Origin of the sequence: Amycolatopsis albidoflavus, from assembly GCF_039525725.1 — a bacterium.
Classification (GTDB): domain Bacteria; phylum Actinomycetota; class Actinomycetes; order Mycobacteriales; family Pseudonocardiaceae; genus Amycolatopsis; species Amycolatopsis albidoflava.
This window is the reverse complement of sequence record NZ_BAAAHV010000028.1, coordinates 101,830-120,889: the sequence shown is the minus strand read 5'-3', so window position 1 is coordinate 120,889 and position 19,060 is coordinate 101,830. Positions and strand designations below refer to the sequence as shown.

Annotated in this window: 16 protein-coding genes; 6 read left to right on the top strand and 10 right to left on the bottom strand. The window is 69.5% G+C overall.

Going from position 1 to position 19,060, the window contains the following annotated elements; genetic code table 11:
• Positions 1-92: 92 nt before the first annotated feature.
• From ABD156_RS43325 to ABD156_RS43310, 4 genes are all read right to left on the bottom strand, one after another.
• Positions 93-734: a response regulator gene (locus ABD156_RS43325; RefSeq protein WP_344287235.1), complete on the bottom strand. Its 642-nt coding sequence runs from the start codon at positions 732-734 to the stop codon at positions 93-95.
• A complete protein-coding gene (locus ABD156_RS43320) occupies positions 728-1,822 on the bottom strand; it encodes a sensor histidine kinase (RefSeq protein ID WP_344287233.1) in 1,095 nt (364 codons plus the stop codon). Before ABD156_RS43320 ends, ABD156_RS43325 begins: the two co-directional genes overlap by 7 nt.
• A 61-nt stretch (positions 1,823-1,883) precedes the next feature.
• Positions 1,884-2,471 carry an alpha/beta fold hydrolase gene (locus ABD156_RS43315; RefSeq protein WP_344287231.1) on the bottom strand — a complete coding sequence of 196 codons (588 nt, stop codon included), beginning with the start codon at positions 2,469-2,471 and terminating at the stop codon, positions 1,884-1,886.
• Positions 2,468-3,190, bottom strand: a complete 723-nt coding sequence (locus ABD156_RS43310; protein WP_344287229.1) for a TetR/AcrR family transcriptional regulator — start codon at positions 3,188-3,190, stop codon at positions 2,468-2,470. Before ABD156_RS43310 ends, ABD156_RS43315 begins: the two co-directional genes overlap by 4 nt.
• Positions 3,191-3,291: 101 nt before the next feature.
• On the opposite strand from ABD156_RS43310, the gene ABD156_RS43305 reads away from it, so the two are divergent.
• The 3 genes from ABD156_RS43305 to ABD156_RS43295 all read left to right on the top strand — a co-directional run bounded on the left by ABD156_RS43305 (position 3,292) and on the right by ABD156_RS43295 (position 5,694).
• Positions 3,292-4,731, top strand: coding sequence for an MFS transporter (locus tag ABD156_RS43305; RefSeq protein WP_344287227.1), 1,440 nt, complete (start codon positions 3,292-3,294; stop codon positions 4,729-4,731).
• A gap of 23 nt (positions 4,732-4,754) precedes the next feature.
• Positions 4,755-5,102, top strand: a complete 348-nt coding sequence (locus ABD156_RS43300) for a nuclear transport factor 2 family protein (protein ID WP_344287225.1) — start codon at positions 4,755-4,757, stop codon at positions 5,100-5,102.
• Positions 5,103-5,229: 127 nt separating this feature from the next.
• A complete protein-coding gene (locus tag ABD156_RS43295; protein WP_344287223.1) occupies positions 5,230-5,694 on the top strand; it encodes a phage tail protein in 465 nt (154 codons plus the stop codon).
• Here the strand turns inward: ABD156_RS43295 and ABD156_RS43290 are convergent.
• The 3 genes from ABD156_RS43290 to ABD156_RS43280 are packed head-to-tail and all read right to left on the bottom strand — an operon-like array spanning position 5,678 to position 8,349.
• Positions 5,678-6,916 carry a hypothetical protein gene (locus tag ABD156_RS43290; RefSeq protein ID WP_344287221.1) on the bottom strand — a complete coding sequence of 413 codons (1,239 nt, stop codon included), beginning with the start codon at positions 6,914-6,916 and terminating at the stop codon, positions 5,678-5,680. The two genes, ABD156_RS43295 and ABD156_RS43290, sit on opposite strands and share 17 nt — an antisense overlap.
• A 59-nt stretch (positions 6,917-6,975) precedes the next feature.
• A complete protein-coding gene (locus ABD156_RS43285; RefSeq protein ID WP_344287219.1) occupies positions 6,976-7,413 on the bottom strand; it encodes a hypothetical protein in 438 nt (145 codons plus the stop codon).
• A gap of 60 nt (positions 7,414-7,473) precedes the next feature.
• A complete protein-coding gene (locus tag ABD156_RS43280) occupies positions 7,474-8,349 on the bottom strand; it encodes a LysR family transcriptional regulator (RefSeq protein WP_344287217.1) in 876 nt (291 codons plus the stop codon).
• 100 nt (positions 8,350-8,449) lie between these two features.
• On the opposite strand from ABD156_RS43280, the gene ABD156_RS43275 reads away from it, so the two are divergent.
• Positions 8,450-9,754, top strand: a complete 1,305-nt coding sequence (locus tag ABD156_RS43275; RefSeq protein ID WP_344287215.1) for an MFS transporter — start codon at positions 8,450-8,452, stop codon at positions 9,752-9,754.
• Between the two features lie 5 nt (positions 9,755-9,759).
• Entirely contained in the window at positions 9,760-11,406 is a 1,647-nt protein-coding gene (locus ABD156_RS43270) for an amidohydrolase (RefSeq protein ID WP_344287213.1), read from the top strand.
• Positions 11,407-11,598: 192 nt separating this feature from the next.
• Here ABD156_RS43270 and ABD156_RS43265 read toward each other — a convergent pair whose 3' ends face one another.
• Both ABD156_RS43265 and gltB read right to left on the bottom strand, forming a co-directional pair.
• A complete protein-coding gene (locus ABD156_RS43265; protein ID WP_344287211.1) occupies positions 11,599-13,050 on the bottom strand; it encodes a glutamate synthase subunit beta in 1,452 nt (483 codons plus the stop codon).
• Complete coding sequence (gltB, locus tag ABD156_RS43260; protein ID WP_344287209.1) at positions 13,043-17,575, bottom strand: glutamate synthase large subunit; 4,533 nt, start codon at positions 17,573-17,575, stop codon at positions 13,043-13,045. Before gltB ends, ABD156_RS43265 begins: the two co-directional genes overlap by 8 nt.
• A gap of 561 nt (positions 17,576-18,136) precedes the next feature.
• On the opposite strand from gltB, the gene ABD156_RS43255 reads away from it, so the two are divergent.
• Positions 18,137-18,763 carry a YigZ family protein gene (locus ABD156_RS43255; protein WP_344287207.1) on the top strand — a complete coding sequence of 209 codons (627 nt, stop codon included), beginning with the start codon at positions 18,137-18,139 and terminating at the stop codon, positions 18,761-18,763.
• A gap of 27 nt (positions 18,764-18,790) precedes the next feature.
• On the opposite strand, the gene ABD156_RS43250 is transcribed toward ABD156_RS43255, so the two are convergent.
• Positions 18,791-19,045 (bottom strand): hypothetical protein, encoded by a 255-nt coding sequence (locus ABD156_RS43250; protein ID WP_344287205.1) that lies wholly within the window; start codon positions 19,043-19,045, stop codon positions 18,791-18,793.
• Between the last annotated feature and the right edge of the window lie 15 nt (positions 19,046-19,060).

The following is a 19,060-nucleotide window of genomic DNA, read 5'->3' as shown; positions in this document are numbered from 1 at the left end:
GCGAAGCCGTTGGTGTCGCGCGGTTCCCTCGGAAACGCCTCCCCAGCCCGGCGTCGAGCTGACATCTTGGCAACCCGTTGCGGGGCAACGATTCAGGCCAGTCCGGCATCGTGCACCAGAATCGCGACCTGGGTGCGGTTCGCCGCCTCGGTCTTGGCCATGATCCGTCCCAAGTGGACCTTCACGGTCGCCTCGCTGAGTCCGAGCGCGCGGGCGATCTCGGCGTTGCTCGAACCCTGCGCGACGGCCACCGCGACCTCGCGTTCGCGCGGCGTCAGCGGTTCGAGCCGGGCGCGGGCGGGTGTCGGGGTGGCGGCGGTGGCGAAGTGCGTCAGCAGCCGGCGGGTGATCGACGGCGACAGCATCGCCTCGCCGCTGCCCACCACGTGCATCGCTTTCACCAGCTCGCGCGGCGGCGTGTCCTTGAGCAGGAAACCCGTGGCACCGTGGCGAAGCGCCTCGTGCACGTACTCGTCCAGGTCGAACGTCGTCAGCACGACCACCGCGGGCGCGTCCGGTTCGGCGGTCACCAGGCGGGTCACCTCCAGGCCGTCGACCTCGGGCATCTGGACGTCGGTGAGCACGAGGTCCGGCCGGTGCTCGCGGACCAGCGCGAGCACTCCGCGGCCGTCGCCTGCCTCCGCGACCACCTCGATTCCCGGATCGGACTCCAGGATCATCCGGATGCCGCTGCGCACGAGCACCTCGTCGTCGATCAGCAGGATCTTCAGCACGGTTCCTCCGCTCGCAGCGGGAACGCGGCTCGCACCCGGTAGCCGCCCGCGCCGTCCGGACCGGCGCGGAGCGTCCCGCCGGTCAGCGTCGCGCGTTCGCGCATGCCGATCACCCCGTAGCCCGCGCCCGGCAGCCCGGCCGAATCGGCGAGCGGGTTGGCCACCTCGACCACCAGGCCTTCGTCGGAAGTGGACAGTCGCACGTCGATTGTCGTTCCCGGGGCGTGTTTCGCGGCGTTCGTAAGGGCTTCCTGCACGATCCGGTACGCCGCGCGCCCAATCGGATCGGGCACGTCCGGCATCGGGTCCGGCAGGTCTGCGCGCACCCGCGCACCGGCGGCGACGAGATCGTCGGCGAGCTGGCGCACGCCGCCCAGCGTCGGATCCGGCAGCGAACGCGGTTCCGGACCGTCGTCGCGGAGCACCTGCAGGATGTCGCGCAATTCGTTGAGCGCGGCGGAACTCGATTCGCGGATGATCTCGGCGAGCTGCACGGTCTCCTCTTCCTTGGCCCGCACGGAAAGCGCGCCCGCCTGCAGCGCGACGATGCTGACCCGGTGCGCGACGACGTCGTGCATCTCGCGCGCGATCCGCCGCCGCTCCGCTGCCACCGCCCGCTCGCCGAGCAGGTCACGCTCGCGTTCGGCCTGTTCCGCGCGGTCGCGCAGGGCGGCGAGCAACGCCGCGCGCTGGTGCATCCAAAGCCCGGCGAGCGTCGGGACCACGACCATCAGCACGAGCGCGAGCCCGAACGTTTTCCAGTCCGGAGGGCCGGACAGCCGGGAAAACGACACCATCAGCCCGATTTCCGCCAGCACCGCGACCGCGGTCGGCCAACGGGGGCCGCGCAGCGAAGCGACCGTGTAGAGGGTGACAGACGTACCCCAGAACGGCGGCGTGGCGAGCGCGACGCCGACCGACACCAGCATCGCGCTCAACGGGAACCGGCGGCGCAGCAGCACCGCCGCGAACATCACCGCGACCGCGATCGGCCAGAACCACGGCCGGTTCGCGTCCGGCAGCTCCCCGGTCAGCGTCAGGCCGAGCACGGCGAGCGCGACGGCCAGGTCGATCAGGTGGTTGCGCACCAAGCCACCGTAGGCCCTGCACGAAATTCCCCGACCGGGCGTACGCAGGGGAAATCGAGGTTCAGCAGTCGGCGAACCCGGTGATCGAGGCGAGCAGACCGTCCACATGGGACCCGAAGCCGGGGCGGGGCGGCTCCGGGCAGCCGGGGAGTTCCGCGCATCCCGGTACGAGCCGCAGGAGGGCATCGACAGTGCGGCGCTGGTGGAACGGATTGTCCGGGACGGACGGAAGCACGCCGACCGGCATGGCGAGCGTGGCCAGCTCGTCGTCGGTGACGCCGCGCAGGGTCTCGCCTCGCAGCAGCGCACGCGGGACCCCCGCCAAGCGGGCGTCGACCTCAGCGTCTCCGGCGGTGGCGGGCCAGGCCAGCAGCAGCCGGTCTATGCGCTGCGGAAAGGCCAGCGCGAGCCGGACCGCCGCGGAGCACCCGTTCGAACCGGCGACCACAACGACGGGCCGATCCGGCAGGAACGCGGCGAGATGCGCGGCTTCGGCGGGCCAGTCCGGCGCGTGCCGGAGGCGATCGGGGGCCAGTACCGGGCGGCCCTTCCGGCGGAGACCGTCGGCGACTCCTGGCCGCGTCCAGAACCGGTCGGCGTCCATGTCGTCCCCGAGCCCGCCGTGGACCAGCAGGAAAACCGTGTTCACCGCGCCCGGCCGGCGGGAGTGATCCCCAGGGTTTTGGTCAGGTCCAGCAGTTCGGCCCGGTACAGCCTCGCCGGATCGAGGACCTGCGGCCGCAGATGCCCGTACACCTCCAGCGCCACCAGTCCGTGCATCCGGCCCCAGACCCGCATCGCCAGCGCGACCGCCGCGGGCGGCAGGTCGGGGAACTCGCCCCGGATTACCGCGGCGAACCCGGGGTCGAAATCCGCCCAGTCGTAGCCGTCGTCGGACAGCCGCTTGCTCGCCTGCGGCCAAGCGTCGGCGACGAGGCCGGTGAGCACCGCGCAAGCCCGGTGTTCCGCGTCCGCCGCGGCACCGCCTTCGGGGGCCTGATAGCCGGGCAACGGGTCGCCGTAGATGAGCTGGAACTCCTCGGGATGCCCGACCGCCCAGGTCCGGAACGCCTCGCCGACGGCGAGCACCCGGCCTTCCGGATCGTCCTCGGACACCGCGTCGCGGGCGGCTTCTTCCTTGTCCGCCAACGCCGAGTAGATCTCCGCGATCAGCGCGTTGACCAGGTCGTCGCGCGTGGCGTAGTAGCCGTACAGCGCGCCCGCAGTCATGCCCATTTCGCGCGCGATCGCCCGCAGCGAGATCGCGGACGGCCCGCCTTCGGTCATCAACCGCAGCGCGATCGCCTTGATCTCCTGGCTGGCTTCCGCGCGCAACCGTTCCCGTCTGCTGGGCACCCGAGCTTCCACGCTTGACACTCTACAGCGCTCGGCTACTATTCGCCGTGCTGTTACTGAACGCCGTGTAGTAATTGATAGCCGTGTAGAACGGCTCGGAGGAAACACATTCGATGGAGACCTCAGTCGCCCGGCGGTCCGGGCTGGCCCTGGCGCTGCTGGCGTTCGCCCAGTTCGTGATCGCGCTGGACTACAACATCGTTTACGTCGCGCTGCCCGACATCGGCCGCGAACTGGGCTTCACGGCGCAGTCGCTGCAGTGGGTCGTCAGCGCGTACGCCGTGGGGTTCGGCGGATTCCTGCTCTTCGGCGGCCGGATCGTCGACAGATTCGGGGCCCGCCGCACCTTCGTCGCGGGCCTCGCCATTTTCGGATTCGCCTGCCTCGCCGGGGGTTTCGCGGGCAACCCCGGAATCCTGGACGCGGCGCGCGCCGTCCAGGGGCTTGGCGCGGCGCTGCTCACTCCGGCGACGCTCGCGTTGATCAGCACGAGCTTCGCCGAAGGCCCCGCCCGCAACCGTGCACTGGCGGTGTGGGGCGCGGCCGGCAGCGGCGGACTCGCGGCCGGCGCGTTGCTCGGCGGCGTGCTCACCAACGCGCTGGGCTGGCAGTGGGTGCTGTTCCTGCTGGTACCGCTTGCCTTGGGCGCTGCCCTCGCGGCTCGTCCGGTGCTGGCCGCCGATCCCGCTCGCTCCGCCGTGCGCGGCGGATTCGACCTCACCGGCGCGATCGTGGCCAGCGCTGGATCGTCGTTGCTGGTCCTCGGCCTGGTCAGCGGGCCGGAAGTGGGCTGGGTGTCCTGGCGGGGCCTCGGCGCGTTGGCCGGCGGGGCCGTGCTGCTGGCCGTGTTCGTCGTCGTGGAGAAGCGCACGCGCGACCCGTTGGCCCCGCTGCGACTGTTCGGCAACCGCAGCCTGATCGTCGCGATGGGAGTGATCCTTGTCTTCCAAAGCGGCCTCGGCGGGGCGTACTACCTGTTCACCGCCTACCTGCAGAACGTGCTGGGGTACAACGCTTTGCAGGCCGGTCTCGCGTTCCTGCCGCTGACGATCATCTCGATGGCGGCGTCGCTGAAGCTCACCGGAATCCTGCTCGGCCGGTGGGGCATCCGCGCGACGCTGTTCACCGGCATGCTCGTCAACGGCGTCGGGCTGGCTTTGCTCGCCGTCGGGATGGCCGTCGGCGCGTCGTTCTGGACTGTCCTCGCCGGACTCGTCGTCTGGGGCATTGGCGGCGGCTTGACCTTCCCGGCGATGTTCGTCTCCGCGGCTTCCGGCGTCGCGCCCGGGGAACAAGGCGTCGCCTCCGCGCTGGCGACCACCTCGCAGCAGATCGGCGGCGCCATCGGACTCGCGGTACTCGTCGCGGTCGCCAACGCGGGCCTCGACCTTCACGCGGTGCCGGAGCCGTCCGCGGTGGTCGGCGGGCTTCGCGTCGCGCTGTGGGTCGCCGGGATCGCGTCGGTGGCTGGCGGCTTCCTCGCGTTCCTGGTGAAACGACCGCCGGAGCACACCCTCCCAGCGCCGGACACCGTCGGCGCTTCCGCCGAATAACCCACAGAAAAGGAGAATCACCAATGAGCACCTCTGCCAGCGAACTCGTGCAGGCTTACTTCGAGGCGTGGAATACCTTCGATCCCGACCAGCGCCGCAAAACGCTCGAAGCGATCTTCACCGAGGACGCCGACATCGTCGACCCGGACTGGACCGCCGAGGGCCGGGAGGCGATCGTCGACGCGGTCGGCCGGGCCCGGGAGAAGCTGGGCGACCTCGCTCTCGGCCTCACCCAGGTGATCAGCGCACACCACGACGTGGCCCTGTACGCGTGGTACCTCGGCACCGAGACCGAGCCGGTGGCCGCCGGATACGGCGTCCTGACGTTCGAAAACGACCGCATCGGCCAGGCTCGGAACTTCTTCGGCTGACCGGCGGGGCCGGGCAGCGTCCTCCCCGCGCTGCCCGGCCTGGCGCCGCCGAACGAGTCGCGAACGCCCGCGAGCCCGAGGTACTCTCCGGTCGTCGCGATCAGACCCAGCCCGGGGAGTGCGGATCATGTCCTACGCCGTCGATTTCACCACCGTGTCGACAGTCGGCCTGGAGTCTTCTCCGGTCGCGGACGCGCTCGCCGGGCTGCGGGCCAACGAGGCTCGCTACTTCAAGAACAAGTACGACCACGTGTTCACCGTCGAGCCCGCGGCCGAGGTCCCGAAGATCATCGACTGGGTGCACGGGATTCTCAAGGACGAACGCGATCTCGTCATTTCCTCGCGGCCGCTCGAGGCGACCGAATTCGAGGTCGACGGCATCCGGATGGCTTACGTGTTCTACGAGAGCGGCCTGTCGATCAACGTCATGTACACCCTGGAGGACGGCGGCAAGCGCGCCGTCGGGTTCAAGCTTTCCGACGGGATGGACGTCCCGGAGGAACTCGCCGACAAGTTCAAGTTCGCGCGCCAGAAGTCGAAGCTGGCCGGGACGATTCGCGGGTCTTACTTCGTCATCAAGAACGAGCACTGACCTGCAGCGCGGCGCTGCGCAGGCACAACAGCAGCGGGAGAGAGCTGTCGTCGCGCAGCCGCGGCGGCAGTGCGTTCGCTTCGATCAGCGGTACGCCGTCGGTCAGCTCTTGGGCTAGCGCCGCCAGGTCGATTTCCAGGACGGTGACTCCGGCGCTGTAAAGCCGTTCCGCGCCCTTCGTGCGGCGGCTGGTGAGTTCGCTGCTGTCGACGGACAGCTGCGTGACGCCGAAGAATTCCGGTTTCGCGCCGCGTTCGAGCCAGCGGGCGAAGCCGGTGAGCCGCGTCGACGAGACTTCGCCGGGCCGGACGGCGGCTTCCTCGCACAGTTCGCGTTCCATTCCCGCGCACACCGCGGTGTGCAGGTTCCGGCGAGTTCCTCCTTGCGCGGTAAGGAGATCCCGCGGTTCGAGGCTGCCGCTTCCGGACGGGGCGAGCAGCAGCCCGCTGGCCGAATTCCGGGCGGACTGGCGGACGACGACGAGCAGGCCGTCCGAGGTGAACGCGATCGTGGACACGCCGACGAGGTCGGCGAGTGTGCTCGCGGCGAGGGTGCGCAGGGCGCCGGACGAGTCGGTCAGCTCCTCGTTGCGCAGGTCGTATTCGCGGCCGTCGGCGGAGTTCGTGATGCGCAGAGACGCCAGTTCGTTGCTGCAGACCGCGTCGAAGAACCGGGCGCGATGCAGGACGATCGGCGCCGGACGCGCTCCGGCGACCGGCAGTGGTTCGCCGCGCATGCCGACGATCGGGCCGTTGAACAGCAACCGGCCGCGCGCCCGCAACGGCAGCACGTGCGGTGCGGTGGCCTTCAACTTCGCGGGGAGCCGGTAGGGATCCTCGGCGACGGTGATGCTGAAGGTGGTTTCGGTGAGCGCCGCGTCGATGGCATCGCTGACCAATGCCGTGCCACGGGCGGGAATCGCCAGGTACTGCGCATCCGGATAGGCACGCGGCGGCGGCGTGTCCGCGACCGGGAACGGCGCGGCGATCGCGCTGAACTCGTAGCCGGCCCACCGTTTCCGCAGCAAGCGGATGTCTCGCACGAGAGTCAGCAGGCCGAGCAGGAGCGCGACGATCGAGATCGCGACGCCGAACGCGCTCGGCAGGATCGTGACGGCTCCGAGCACGACCCCCAGCGCGGACACGGCGACCGGCCATTCCCCGGCGCCGACGAAGAAGAGATAGTCGGCCGTGGCCCGGGCCCGGCGGGTCAGTTTTCCCATCGCCGCACTGTTCTAGCACGGGATCGGCCGCCGGGTCACCGGATCGGGCGAAAAAGCCGCTACAGCCAGATCGTGCAGTAGAGCCGGTGGCCGTCTGTGGCGGCCCCCTTGGCCAGGGCGGCGAGTTCCTTCAGGAAGGGGACGAGAAGCTCAGCGCTGATGTCTTCCCAGTGCTGCTCCGCGAAGGCAGCAGACGCGTCTTGGAGAGCAGTGTCGTCGGCGGCAGCCAGTGCGTCGCGGAAGGAGTTGGCCAGCGACAGCACCGCGGCAGCTTCCCCATCTTCGAGGAGCGCGATGTCCCGGCCGCGGTCAGGGTCGGCCTCGACCTCAGCGGTGGTCCTGCGAGTCAGAGATGTCTCGACGGGCAGCAGATCCGTGAGCGGATCGGCTCCCTTCACGGCGAGTTCGGCGTAGCCCGCGCAACGCGCGTTGTCCGGATCATCGAACGCGAGCGCGGCCATAGCGTCGTCCACCGCGACGAAGTAGTCATAGAACACCAGCAGAGAATAACCAAGCAAACCCGTTGTGCCGCAACGAAAACTTCTCACCGAGTGCGCTCATTCGCGCAACGCGCCACGAAACTCCCGTAACCCCTCGACCAGCGCAAGAATCGACGGCCGGGCGTAATGGTCCGGCCGCCAGCCCGCGTACAGCGGCACGGTCAGCGGCCCGTCGGCGGTTTCGATCGGGATGGAGCGCAGGCCGAACCGGACCAGGTCGGTCACCAGGCACACCTCGCCACGACCGGCGGCGCGCGCCTGGGCGACGCTGGGGGAGCCGGTCTCGTTCAGCTCCGACGGGATGAGCCCGGCGCGGTGGAACGCCTCGTCCACGACCAGCCGCGCCGCGTTGCTGCGGTTCATCACCAGCAGCGGTTCGGTGGCCAGTTCGGCCAGCGGGATCGACTTCGCTTCGTACCAGCGGTGGCCCGGCCGGACCTGCGCGGACACCAGAACCCGGCCCAGCGCGGCGGTTTCCAGCTGCGCGGGCGGCGGGGACGTCGAGATGCCGAGGTCGGCGCTGCTGTGCAGGAGCCGGTCGAAAACCTGGTCCGGAGCGACCGGGAACGCGTCCCGCAGCACCGGCCCGGCCTTGCCGGTGGCCATGAACGGTGCCAGCAGACTGTCTACTGTGCTCGGCGGCGCGACGAGCGTCAGCGGAGTGTCTTCGGTGCGGCCGATCGCCGCCATCACCGCGCCTGCCTCCTCGGCGCGGCGCACCAGGTCCTGGGCGATCGGCACGAACCGGGTGCCCGCCGCGCTGAGCGTCAGCGAACCCGGCGAGCGCGAGAACAAGGCCACTCCGAGTTCGGTTTCCAGCGCCCGGAGCTGCCGCGACAGCGACGGCTGCGCGACCCGCACCGTGCGCGCCGCGGCGGTGACCGAGCCTTCTCGCACGACGGCCAGGAAATAACGCACCACACGCAGTTCCACGCCTATGCCTCCGAGGTATCGGAATGGGTCCGGACAGGTATTGGACAGCATAGGTCGCGGGACGAAGACTCTGGGGAACACCGCCGCCAGGGAGTTGCCCGTGAACCACGAAACCGCCGCCGGCCGCCGGGCCGCGCTCGCCTCCTTCGCCGGGACGGCGATCGAGTGGTACGACTTTTACCTGTACGGGACCGCGTCCGCGCTGGTCTTCGGCAAGCTGTTCTTCCCGGGGCTGAACCCGGCGACCGGCGTGCTCGCCGCGTTCGGGACGTTCTGGGTCGGCTTCCTCGCCCGGCCGCTGGGCGGGATCGTGTTCGGGCATCTCGGCGACCGGGTCGGGCGCAAGAACACGCTGGTCGTCACGCTGCTGCTGATGGGTTTCGCGACCTTCGCGGTCGGTTTGCTGCCCACCTACGCCAAGATCGGCATCGCTGCTCCGTTGCTGCTCGTCGCACTTCGCGCGGTGCAAGGCGTCGCGGTCGGCGGGGAGTGGGGCGGCGCGGTCGTGCTCGCCGCGGAGAACGCGCCTGCCGGACGCGGGTCGTACTTCGCGATGTTCGCGCAGCAGGGCTCGCCTGCCGGGTCGATTCTGTCCACAGTGGTCTTTCTCGCCGTCGGCGCGTTGCCGGACGAGCAGTTCCTGACCTGGGGCTGGCGGGTGCCGTTCCTGCTGTCCGGTGTGCTGGTCGCGCTGGGCTTGGTGATCCGATTGAAGGTCGAGGAACCGGCGGAGTTCCTGCGCGCCAAGGCGACCGCTGCCGTCGCGAAGGTGCCGCTGCTCGAAGTCTTGCGGACTGCCTGGCGGACCGTGCTGCTCGGCATCGGCGCGAGCATCATGGGCATCGCCGCCGCGTACTTCAGCAACACGTTCGTCCTCGCCTGGTCCACGAACGAACTCGGCATCGGCCGCCAGACCATGCTGTACGTGCTGCTCGGCGCGTCCGTGGTCCAGTTCTGCTGGCAGCCGGTCGCGGCGCGGCTGGCCGAACGCGTCGGCGAAACCCGGTTCATGGCCGTTTCGCTGGCCTGCAACATCGTGGTGACCGTGCCGATGTACCTGCTGATCGCGTCCGGCAACCCGGGATTGGCGTTCGTCGGCATCGCGGTCGCGACCGTCTGCGGCTCCGGCTACTACGCGGTGCTCGCCGGATTCCTCACCCGAGGGTTCCCGATCCACTTGCGCTACACCGGAATCTCGCTGTCCTACCAGCTGTGCAGCACGCTTTTCGGGGGCACCACGCCATTCATCGCGCAGGCCCTGCTCAACTCGACGCACGGGGCGATCTGGCCGGTCGTCATCTATCACGTCGTGTTGCTCGCGCTGACCCTCACCTGCGTCCTGGCGCTCGCTCGCCGCACCGCGGCCGTCGCCGAATCCGAGAAAACCCTGACCCGACAAGGATGAACCAAGTGCGTCTCGATGCATTATTCCACAATGGACGCTTCACCACGCTGGACGGAGACCGTCCACAAGCGACCGCGGTGGGGGTGATCAGCGGCCGGATCGTCGGATTCGACGACGAGGTCAGCGGCCTCTCCGCTGATGTGGTGGTCGACCTTGGCGGCGCGCCGGTCGTCCCCGGTCTCAACGACGCGCACCACCACTTGAGCATGCGCGGCAAGCGAATCCGCGAACTGGATGTCTCCGCCGAGGCCGCACCGACCCTCGACGCGCTTTACCGTGCGGTGGCAGACCGGGCCGCCGGCCTGCCCGCTGACGCCTGGGTCACCGGCGCTGGCTACGACCAGAACAAGATCGGCGCACACCCCACCGCCGAAGCCCTGCATCGCGCCGCCGGAGGACGTCCGGTGTGGCTCACGCACACGTCGCGGCACATGGCGGTGGCGAGCACGGAGGCCTTCGCCCTGGCCGGATATCCGGACCGCCTGGGCGTGCCGGACGTTCCCGGCGGCACGGTGGTGCGCGACGAAGAGGGCCGCGCCACCGGATTGCTGCAGGAACGCGCGACCGTGCTCGTGGACCGCCTGCTGCGCCCGGAAGCGACCGAAGAGGTCATCGCCAACATCGCCGCCGGTGCGCACGCCGCCCTCGCCGACGGCCTGACCAGCATCACCGAACCCGGCATCGGCACCGTCGACGGCATCGGCCACGGACGCGCCGATCTCGACTCCTTCCAGCGCACCCGCGAACGCGGCCAGCTGAGCGTGCGGATGACGGTGATGCCCTACATCACCGCCCTGCGCGATTGCGGCCCGTTCGAACCCGGCGGCGAGTGGTTCGGGCTCGACCTCGGCGTGCGCACCGGCGTCGGCGACGACCGGCTGCGCATCGGCCCGGTCAAGATTCTTTCCGACGGTTCGCTGATCGGCCGGTCCGCCGCGATGTGCTGCGAATACGAGGACACCCCCGGAAACCAGGGGCTGATGCTGTTCGAGCCGGACGAACTGCGCCGCTACATCCTCGAAGCGCACCGGTGCCACTGGCAGATCGCCACTCACGCGATCGGCGACGCAGCCCTCGGGGCGGTGCTTGATGCGTACGAGGAGGCTCAGCAGAAGTACCCGCGCGAGGACGTCCGGCACCGCATCGAACACTGCGCGGTCGCCGACGATGCCGCGGTGGCTCGGATCGCGCAGCTGGGCGTGATTCCCGTGCCACAGGGGCGATTCCTGTCCGAGATCGGCGACGGGCTTCTCGCCGCGCTCGGTCCGGAACGCAGTCGGCTGGCGTATCGGATGCGGAGCTTCCTCGACGCCGGGGTGGTCTTGCCGGGGAGCACGGACGCGCCGGTGGTCGCGGCGTCGCCGTTGCTGAGCATCCACGACATGGTCAACCGCCGGACTGCGTCGGGGCAGCCGATCGCGTTGGAGGAGGCGGTGTCTCCGTTGGAGGCGTTGCGTGCGTACACGGTGGGTTCGGCGTATGCGGTGCACGAGGAAACGATCAAGGGCACGTTGAGCCGGGGGAAGCTGGCCGACTTCACGGTGTTGAGCGACGATCTGCTGACGGTCGACCCAGCGAAAATCGGCGAGATCAGCATCGGCGCAACCGTGGTCGGCGGCGAGGTCGCCTACAACGCCGGAGCCGCGAGTTAGGTCCGTGAAGGGCTCCTTGAGGGAATCTGATTCCCTCAAGGAGCCCTTCACGGACCTCTGCAATAAGAAGGGCGGGTGCGACGTCGTTGTCGCACCCGCCCGGCAGCCGGGGTCAGCGCGGCAGCAGTGACGCGCTGGCCCCGAAACTGAACGGAGCAGGCGCGGCGACGTTGACGCGCCTGCTCCGAGTCATCAGGAGATCGGCCGGTCCGTCGGCGCGATCGGGGCCGGGAGCACGCCCCGGCCGGTGAGGAAGGCGTCCACGCCGGCCGCGCACGAGCGGCCTTCCGCGATCGCCCACACGATCAGCGACTGCCCGCGGCCCATGTCGCCCGCCACGAACACGTTGTCCACAGTGGTCTGGAAGTTCTTGTCCCGCACGACGTTGCCGCGCTGGTCAAGGTCCACGCCCAGGTCGGTCAGCAGGCCTTCGCGCTGCGGGCCGAGGAAGCCCATCGCCAGCAGCACCAGCTGCGCGGGCAGCTCGGTCTCAGTGCCCTCGACCGGCACGAACTTGCCGCCCTCGTTGCGCACCTCCACCAGCTTCAGCGCGCGCACGCGACCGTCGGAATCGGACAGGAACTCCTGCGTGTTGACCGAGTACAGCCGCTCGCCGCCCTCCTCGTGGGCGGAGGTGACGCGGTAGATCATCGGGTACGTCGGCCACGGGTGCGCGTCCGAACGCGACTCCGGCGGCTTCGGCATGATCTCCAGCTGGGTCACCGACTTCGCGCCCTGCCGGTGCGACGTGCCGACGCAGTCCGCGCCGGTGTCGCCGCCGCCGATGACCACGACGTCGAGGCCCTTGGCCGAGTACGGCGACTCCGCCAGCTCGCCCGCCGCGACCCGGTTGGCCGGCGGCAGGAACTCCATCGCCTGGTAGATGCCCTCGGCCGACCGGCCCTCGATCGGCAGGTCGCGCCACGCCGTCGCGCCGCCGGCCAGAACCACGGCGTCGTGGTCCGACTTGAGCTGCTCGACCGTGACGTCCACGCCGACGTTCACCGACGTCCGGAATTCCGTGCCCTCGGCGCGCATCTGGTCGAGGCGGCGGTCAAGACGGAACTTCTCCATCTTGAACTCGGGAATGCCGTACCGCAGCAGCCCGCCGATCTTGTCCGCGCGCTCATAAACCACGACGGTGTGGCCCGCACGCGTCAGCTGCTGCGCCGCGGCCAGCCCGGACGGACCGGAACCGACCACCGCGACCTTCTTGCCCGTCTTCGTGACCGGAACCTGCGGCGTGACCCAGCCTTCCTCGAAGGCCCGGTCGATGATCGAGATCTCGACCCGCTTGATGGACACCGGGTCGTCGTTGATCCCGAGCACGCACGCGGTTTCGCACGGCGCCGGGCACAGCGTGCCGGTGAACTCCGGGAAGTTGTTCGTGGCGTGCAGCCGGTCCGCGGCCTGCTGCCAGTCCTCGCGCCACACCAGCGTGTTCCACTCCGGGATCAGGTTCCCGAGCGGACAGCCCTGGTGACAGAACGGGATGCCGCAGTCCATGCAGCGCCCGGCCTGCTTTTCCAGCTTGGTCGACGCGAAGTCCTCGTAGACCTCGCGCCAGTCCATCAGCCGCAGGTCCACCGGACGCCGCTTCGGTTCCTCGCGCGTGGTGGTCAGAAAGCCCTTGGGGTCAGCCATGTGCGGCCTCCATGATCGCCTCGTTCACGTCCCGGCCGTCCCGTTCCGCAGCAACCTGGGCGGCGAGAACGCGCTTGTAGTCCTTGGGCATGACCTTGCCGAACCGGTCGACCGCACTGTCCCAGTCCGCCAGCAATGCCCGCGCGACGGCGGATTCGGTTTCGTTGTAATGCTTTTCGACGGTTTCGCGCAGGAAGTCGACGTCCGCGGTGTCGAGCGGGTCGATGTCGACCATCTCCGGGTTGACCCGGTGCGCCGGCAGGTCCAGCACGTACGCGACGCCGCCGGACATGCCCGCCGCGAAGTTGCGGCCGACGCTGCCCAGCACGACCATCCGGCCGCCGGTCATGTACTCGCCGCCGTGGTCGCCCACGCCCTCGACGACCGCCAGCGCGCCGGAGTTGCGCACGCAGAACCGTTCGCCCACCTGGCCGCGGATGAAGATCTCGCCGCTCGTGGCCCCGTACGCGATCACGTTGCCCGCGATGATGTGGTTCTCCGCGACGATCGGCGATTCCTTCGGCGGCCGCACGACGATCCGCCCGCCGGACAGGCCCTTGCCGACGTAGTCGTTGCCGTCGCCGTAAAGCCGCAGCGTGATGCCCTTCGGCACGAACGCGCCGAACGACTGGCCCGCGGTGCCGGTGAAGGTGACGTCGATGGTGTCGTCGGGCAGCCCTTCGCCGCCCCACTTCTTCGTCAGCTCCGAGCCGAGCATGGTGCCGACGGTGCGGTTCACGTTGCGCACCGGCAGCTCCAGCCGCACCTTGTCGCCCGCCGCCAGCGCGCCCTCGGCGAGCTGGATCAGCGTGTTGTCGAGCGCCTTGTCCAGGCCGTGGTCCTGCTTGACGGTCTGGTGCCGCACCGCGCGCGGCGGCAGCTCGGGCACGTGGAAGATCGGCGACAGGTCGAGCCCGGCGGCCTTCCAGTGGTCCACCGCCTTGCGCTTGTCGAGCAGCTCGGCGTGGCCGACGGCCTCCTCGACCGACCGGAATCCCAGCTCCGCCAGGTATTCCCGGACCTCCTGGGCGATGAACTCGAAGAAGTTCACCACGTACTCCGCCTTGCCGCTGAACTTCTCGCGCAGCTTCGGGTTCTGCGTCGCGACGCCGACCGGACAGGTGTCGAGGTGACAGACGCGCATCATGATGCAGCCCGACACCACCAGCGGCGCGGTCGCGAAACCGAACTCCTCGGCTCCGAGCAGCATCGCGATCATGACGTCGCGGCCGGTCTTGAGCTGGCCGTCGGTCTGCACCACGATCCGGTCCCGCAGCCGGTTGGCCAGCAGCGTCTGCTGCGTTTCGGCCAGGCCCAGCTCCCACGGTCCGCCCGCGTGCTTGATCGAGGACAGCGGCGACGCGCCGGTTCCGCCGTCGTGGCCGGAGATCAGCACGACGTCCGCGTGCGCCTTGGACACGCCGGCGGCGACCGTGCCGACGCCCACCTCGGACACGAGCTTCACGTGGATGCGCGCGTCCGGGTTGGCGTTCTTGAGGTCGTGGATCAGCTGCGCCAAGTCCTCAATGGAGTAGATGTCGTGGTGCGGCGGCGGGGAAATCAGCCCGACGCCCGGCGTGGAGTGCCGCGTCTTCGCGATCCACGGGTACACCTTGCCGCCGGGCAGCTGCCCGCCCTCGCCGGGCTTCGCGCCCTGCGCCATCTTGATCTGGATGTCGTCGGAGTTCACCAGGTACTCGCTGGTGACGCCGAACCGGCCGCTCGCGACCTGCTTGACCGCGCTGCGCCGCTCCGGGTCGTAGAGCCGCTCCGGGTCCTCGCCGCCCTCGCCGGTGTTCGACTTCCCGCCGAGGCGGTTCATCGCGATCGCCAGCGTCTGGTGCATTTCCATCGAGATCGAGCCGTACGAGATGGCTCCGGTGGCGAACCGCTTCACGATCTCCGAAACCGGCTCGACCTCTTCGATCGGCACCGGTTTCCGGTCGCTGTACTTGAAGTCGAACAGCCCGCGCAGCGTCAGCAGCTTCTCGGCCTGGTCGTTGACCGCCTTCGTGTACTCCTTGAAGACGTCGTACTTCCCGGCGCGAGTGGAGTGCTGCAGCTTGAACACCGTCTGCGGGTTGAACAGGTGCGGCTCGCCTTCGCGCCGCCACTGGTAGTCCGCGCCGGTTTCCAGCTCGCGGTGGCTCGCCCGGACGCCGTCGACCGGGAAAGCACGCACGTGCCGCTGCGAAACCTCGTCGGCGAGGGTGTCGAAACCGACGCCGCCGAGGCGCGAAGTGGTTCCGGTGAAACAGGTGTCGATCACTTCGGCGCCGAGGCCGACCGCCTCGAAGATCTGCGCGCCGGTGTAGGAGGCCACCGTCGAAACGCCCATCTTCGACATGGTCTTGCGGACACCCTTGCCGAGCGCCTTGATCAGGTTCGTGGTGGCCTGCTTGGGAGTCACGCCCGGGATGAGGCCCCGGTGCGCCATCTCCTCGACGGTCGCCATCGCCAGATACGGGTTCACCGCGGCCACGCCGTAACCGACCAGCAGCGCGATGTGGTGCACCTCGCGCGCGTCGCCCGCCTCGACGATGAGGCCGACCTGCGTGCGCGTCTTCTCCCGCACCAGGTGGTGGTGCACCGCGCCGGTGAGCAGCAGCGACGGAATCGGCGCGTGGTCGGCGTCGACCCCGCGGTCGGACAGCACGATCAGCCGCGCGCCGTCCTCGATCGCCTCGGACACCTCGGCGCGGATCTCGTCGAGCCGCTGCAGCAGCGCGTCCCCGCCGCCGTTCACCTTGTACCGGCCCATCACGGTGACCGCCTGGAACTCCGGCAGGTCGCCGTCGTCGTTGACGTGCACCAGTTTCGCGAGCTGGTCGTTGTCCAGCACCGGGAACGGCAGCACGATCCGGCGGCACGAGGTCGAGTCCGCGGCCAGCAGGTTCGGCTCCGCGCCGATCTGCGTGCCCAGCGCGGTCACCAGCTCCTCGCGGATCGCGTCCAGCGGCGGGTTGGTCACCTGGGCGAACAGCTGGATGAAGTAGTCGAACAACGGGCGCGAACCGGATGAAAGGGACGCGAGCGGCGAATCGTTGCCCATCGACCCGATCGGCTCCGCGCCGGTGCGGGCCATCGGCTCGAGGATCGTTTCGAGCTCTTCCTCGGTGTAGCCGAACGCCTGCTGCCGGCGCACGAGCGCGGCGTGCAGCGGGACCTCGCGGTCGCGCTCGGGCAGCTCCTCCAGGCGGAGCAGCCCGGCGTCGACCCATTCGTCGTACGGGTGCTCGGAAGCGAGCTGGCCCTTGATCTCCTCGTCCTCGACGATCCGCCCGGCGACGGTGTCGACCAGGAACATCCGGCCCGGCTCCAACCGTCCTTTCCGGACGATCTTCGCCTGGTCCAGCTCCAGCACGCCGACCTCGCTGGCGAGCACCACGAGACCGTCGTCGGTGACCCAGTAGCGGCCGGGACGCAGGCCGTTGCGGTCCAGCACCGCGCCGATCTGCGCGCCGTCGGTGAACGCCACCAGCGCCGGTCCGTCCCACGGCTCCATGAGCGTGGAATGGAACTCGTAGAAGGCGCGGCGCGCGGGGTCCATTTCCTGATGGTTCTCCCACGCCTCCGGGATCATCATCAGCACCGAATGCGGGAGCGACCGGCCGCCGAGGTGCAGCAGCTCCAGGACCTCGTCGAAGGACGCCGAGTCGCTCGCGCCGCGCGTGATGACCGGGTAGATCCGCTTGAGGTCGCCCGGGATCAGGTCGGTCTCCAGCAGCGCCTCGCGGGCGTCCATCCAGTTGCGGTTGCCCTTGAGCGTGTTGATCTCGCCGTTGTGCGCCACGTAGCGGTACGGGTGCGCGAGCGGCCACGAGGGGAAAGTGTTGGTGGAGAAGCGGGAGTGCACCAGCCCGATGGCGCTCGTCACGCGCTCGTCGGCGAGGTCGAGGAAGAACTTCTCGACCTGCGGCTCGGTCAGCATTCCCTTGTAGACGATCGTGCGCGAGGAGAGCGACGGGAAGTACACGTCATCCTCGACCAGCTCGTGCTCGGCGCGCTTTCGCACGCAGAAGGCGGCGCGCTCGAGCGCGAGGCCGTCGAGATTGTTCTTGCGCCCGGCCAGGAACAGCTGGGTGAAGTGCGGCATGGTCTGCGCGGCGGTCGGACCGCAGTGCGCGGTGTCGACCGGCAGCTCGCGCCAGCCCACCACGCGCATGTCCTCCTCGGCGGCGATCCGCTCGATGGTGGTCATGGCGCGGCCGCGGCGCTTTTCGTCCTGCGGAAGGAACGCGGTGCCGACGGCGTAGCTGCCTTCCGGCGGCAGCTCGAACCCGGCGACCTCGCGGTAGAACGCGTCCGGAACCTGGATGAGCAGGCCCGCGCCGTCCCCGGTGTCCGGTTCTGCCCCGCGTGCCCCGCGATGTTCCAGATTCTTCAACGCGACAAGGGCTTTCGCCACGATCTGATGGTCTCGGCGACCGGTCAGGTCCGCGACGAACGCCACCCCGCAGGCATCGTGCTCGTAAGCGGGGTCATAGAGGCCGTCAGTGGCCGGGGTGCTCGAACGGTGGGTCACGGCTGGCCGCCTCCCAAGGCGTTGGCGCGGTTTCTTTACTCCGAAGAGGGGTTCAGCACTGAACCGGTTAACGAAGTGGTCCGAAACCGCGATGGTCAGTCGAGAAGGGAAACCATCCGGTGCCTTCGCACCCGCGAGGCGCGGCACTGCGTCGCGATGCGTGGCTGACCGCGGCCGGTCGAGGACCGGTCCGGGTGCCGGATGGTTTGTCACCGCACGGCGATGGGCGGCGGAAAAAAGTTCTGCACGTCGCTGTACAGGCGCACGCGCCGGGGTCGGTCAGCCTGTGTGGTGGGGGCCAGCCGGGGCGCGTGGTGGTGACTCCCGGGTTCGCCGGGTCTTATGACGATAGTGTGAATTCGCTGTGATCGACATACGTCATCGCGCTCTCGTGGGATAAGCCACGCATACGTTGACGCCCTCCGGGGTACTCCCATATGTCGGGCCGTCTCTCCCGGCACGCGGTCAGCCAGTGCGCTGACCTGCGGAAACATGTCTGCCTGCCCGGTGTCAACTCCGCGTCTGCGGCTGGTTGACTGGTGGTCATGAGGGGGAGCGCCGATGACTGATCGTTATCTGTCCGTGGCGGCGGCGGGGCTGCACGAGATTGAAATACGGCGTTCACGCTTCCTCTGCGCCCTCGCTCCGGTCGGCGAAGAAGCGGCCGCGCGGGAGATCATTTCGGCCCGCCGGCGCGCCGAACCCGCGGCCCGGCACCACTGTCACGCGTTCGTTCTCGGCCCGGACGGCCGCACCCAGCGCTCCAGCGACGACGGCGAGCCCGCCGGGACCGCTGGAGTGCCGATGCTGGAGGTGTTGCGCCGCCGCGAAGTCACCGACACCGTCGCGGTGGTGTCGCGGCACTTCGGCGGGGTGCTGCTCGGCGCGGGCGGGTTGATCCGGGCCTACGGACAAGCGGTGTCGGACGCGCTCGACGCGGTAGGCCTGGTGGAGTACCGGCGCTTGCGGCTGTTCGACGTAACGATGGACTACACCAGGGCGGGCCGCTTCGAGAACGATCTCCGCGCCTCGCCGTACGTGCTGCACGAGACGCGGTTCGAGGCGGCGGCGCACTTCGAGGTCGGGTTGTCGCCCGGCGAGGAGGAACGATTCAGCAGCTGGCTGGCCGACCTCACCGGCGGCGAGGCGGTCGCCGTCGAACTGGGGGAGGAGTGGGTGCGCGGGTAGCCGCGCACCGGCTCGAGCTCCGGAAGATCAAGCCGCGACGGGCTTTCCGTCCAACGCACGCACCCCGGCTTCGGTGAGCACCGCGCGTACCCGCGCGCCGCACGCTCCGTCCTCGGCGGGCGCGATCAGCCCTTTGCGGACGAGGTCGCGGACCGTGCCCTGGTCGCAGCAGCTCAGCCCGTCCACGAACAAGTCCGGTTCGCAGCTGCAGCTGATCTCCGCGTGCCCTCCGGCCACTGCACGCAGGGTTGCCCGCTCCCGATGGTTCAACTCGGCAGTCACGGCGGTTCCTCCTTC

Coding starts and splice junctions, on each gene's coding strand:
- ABD156_RS43290 (WP_344287221.1), bottom strand. CDS start 6,916: ATGGGAAAACTGACCCGCCGGGCCCGGGCCACGGCCGACTATCTCTTC.
- ABD156_RS43300 (WP_344287225.1), top strand. CDS start 4,755: ATGAGCACCTCTGCCAGCGAACTCGTGCAGGCTTACTTCGAGGCGTGG.
- ABD156_RS43295 (WP_344287223.1), top strand. CDS start 5,230: ATGTCCTACGCCGTCGATTTCACCACCGTGTCGACAGTCGGCCTGGAG.
- ABD156_RS43305 (WP_344287227.1), top strand. CDS start 3,292: ATGGAGACCTCAGTCGCCCGGCGGTCCGGGCTGGCCCTGGCGCTGCTG.
- ABD156_RS43265 (WP_344287211.1), bottom strand. CDS start 13,050: ATGGCTGACCCCAAGGGCTTTCTGACCACCACGCGCGAGGAACCGAAG.
- ABD156_RS43255 (WP_344287207.1), top strand. CDS start 18,137: ATGACTGATCGTTATCTGTCCGTGGCGGCGGCGGGGCTGCACGAGATT.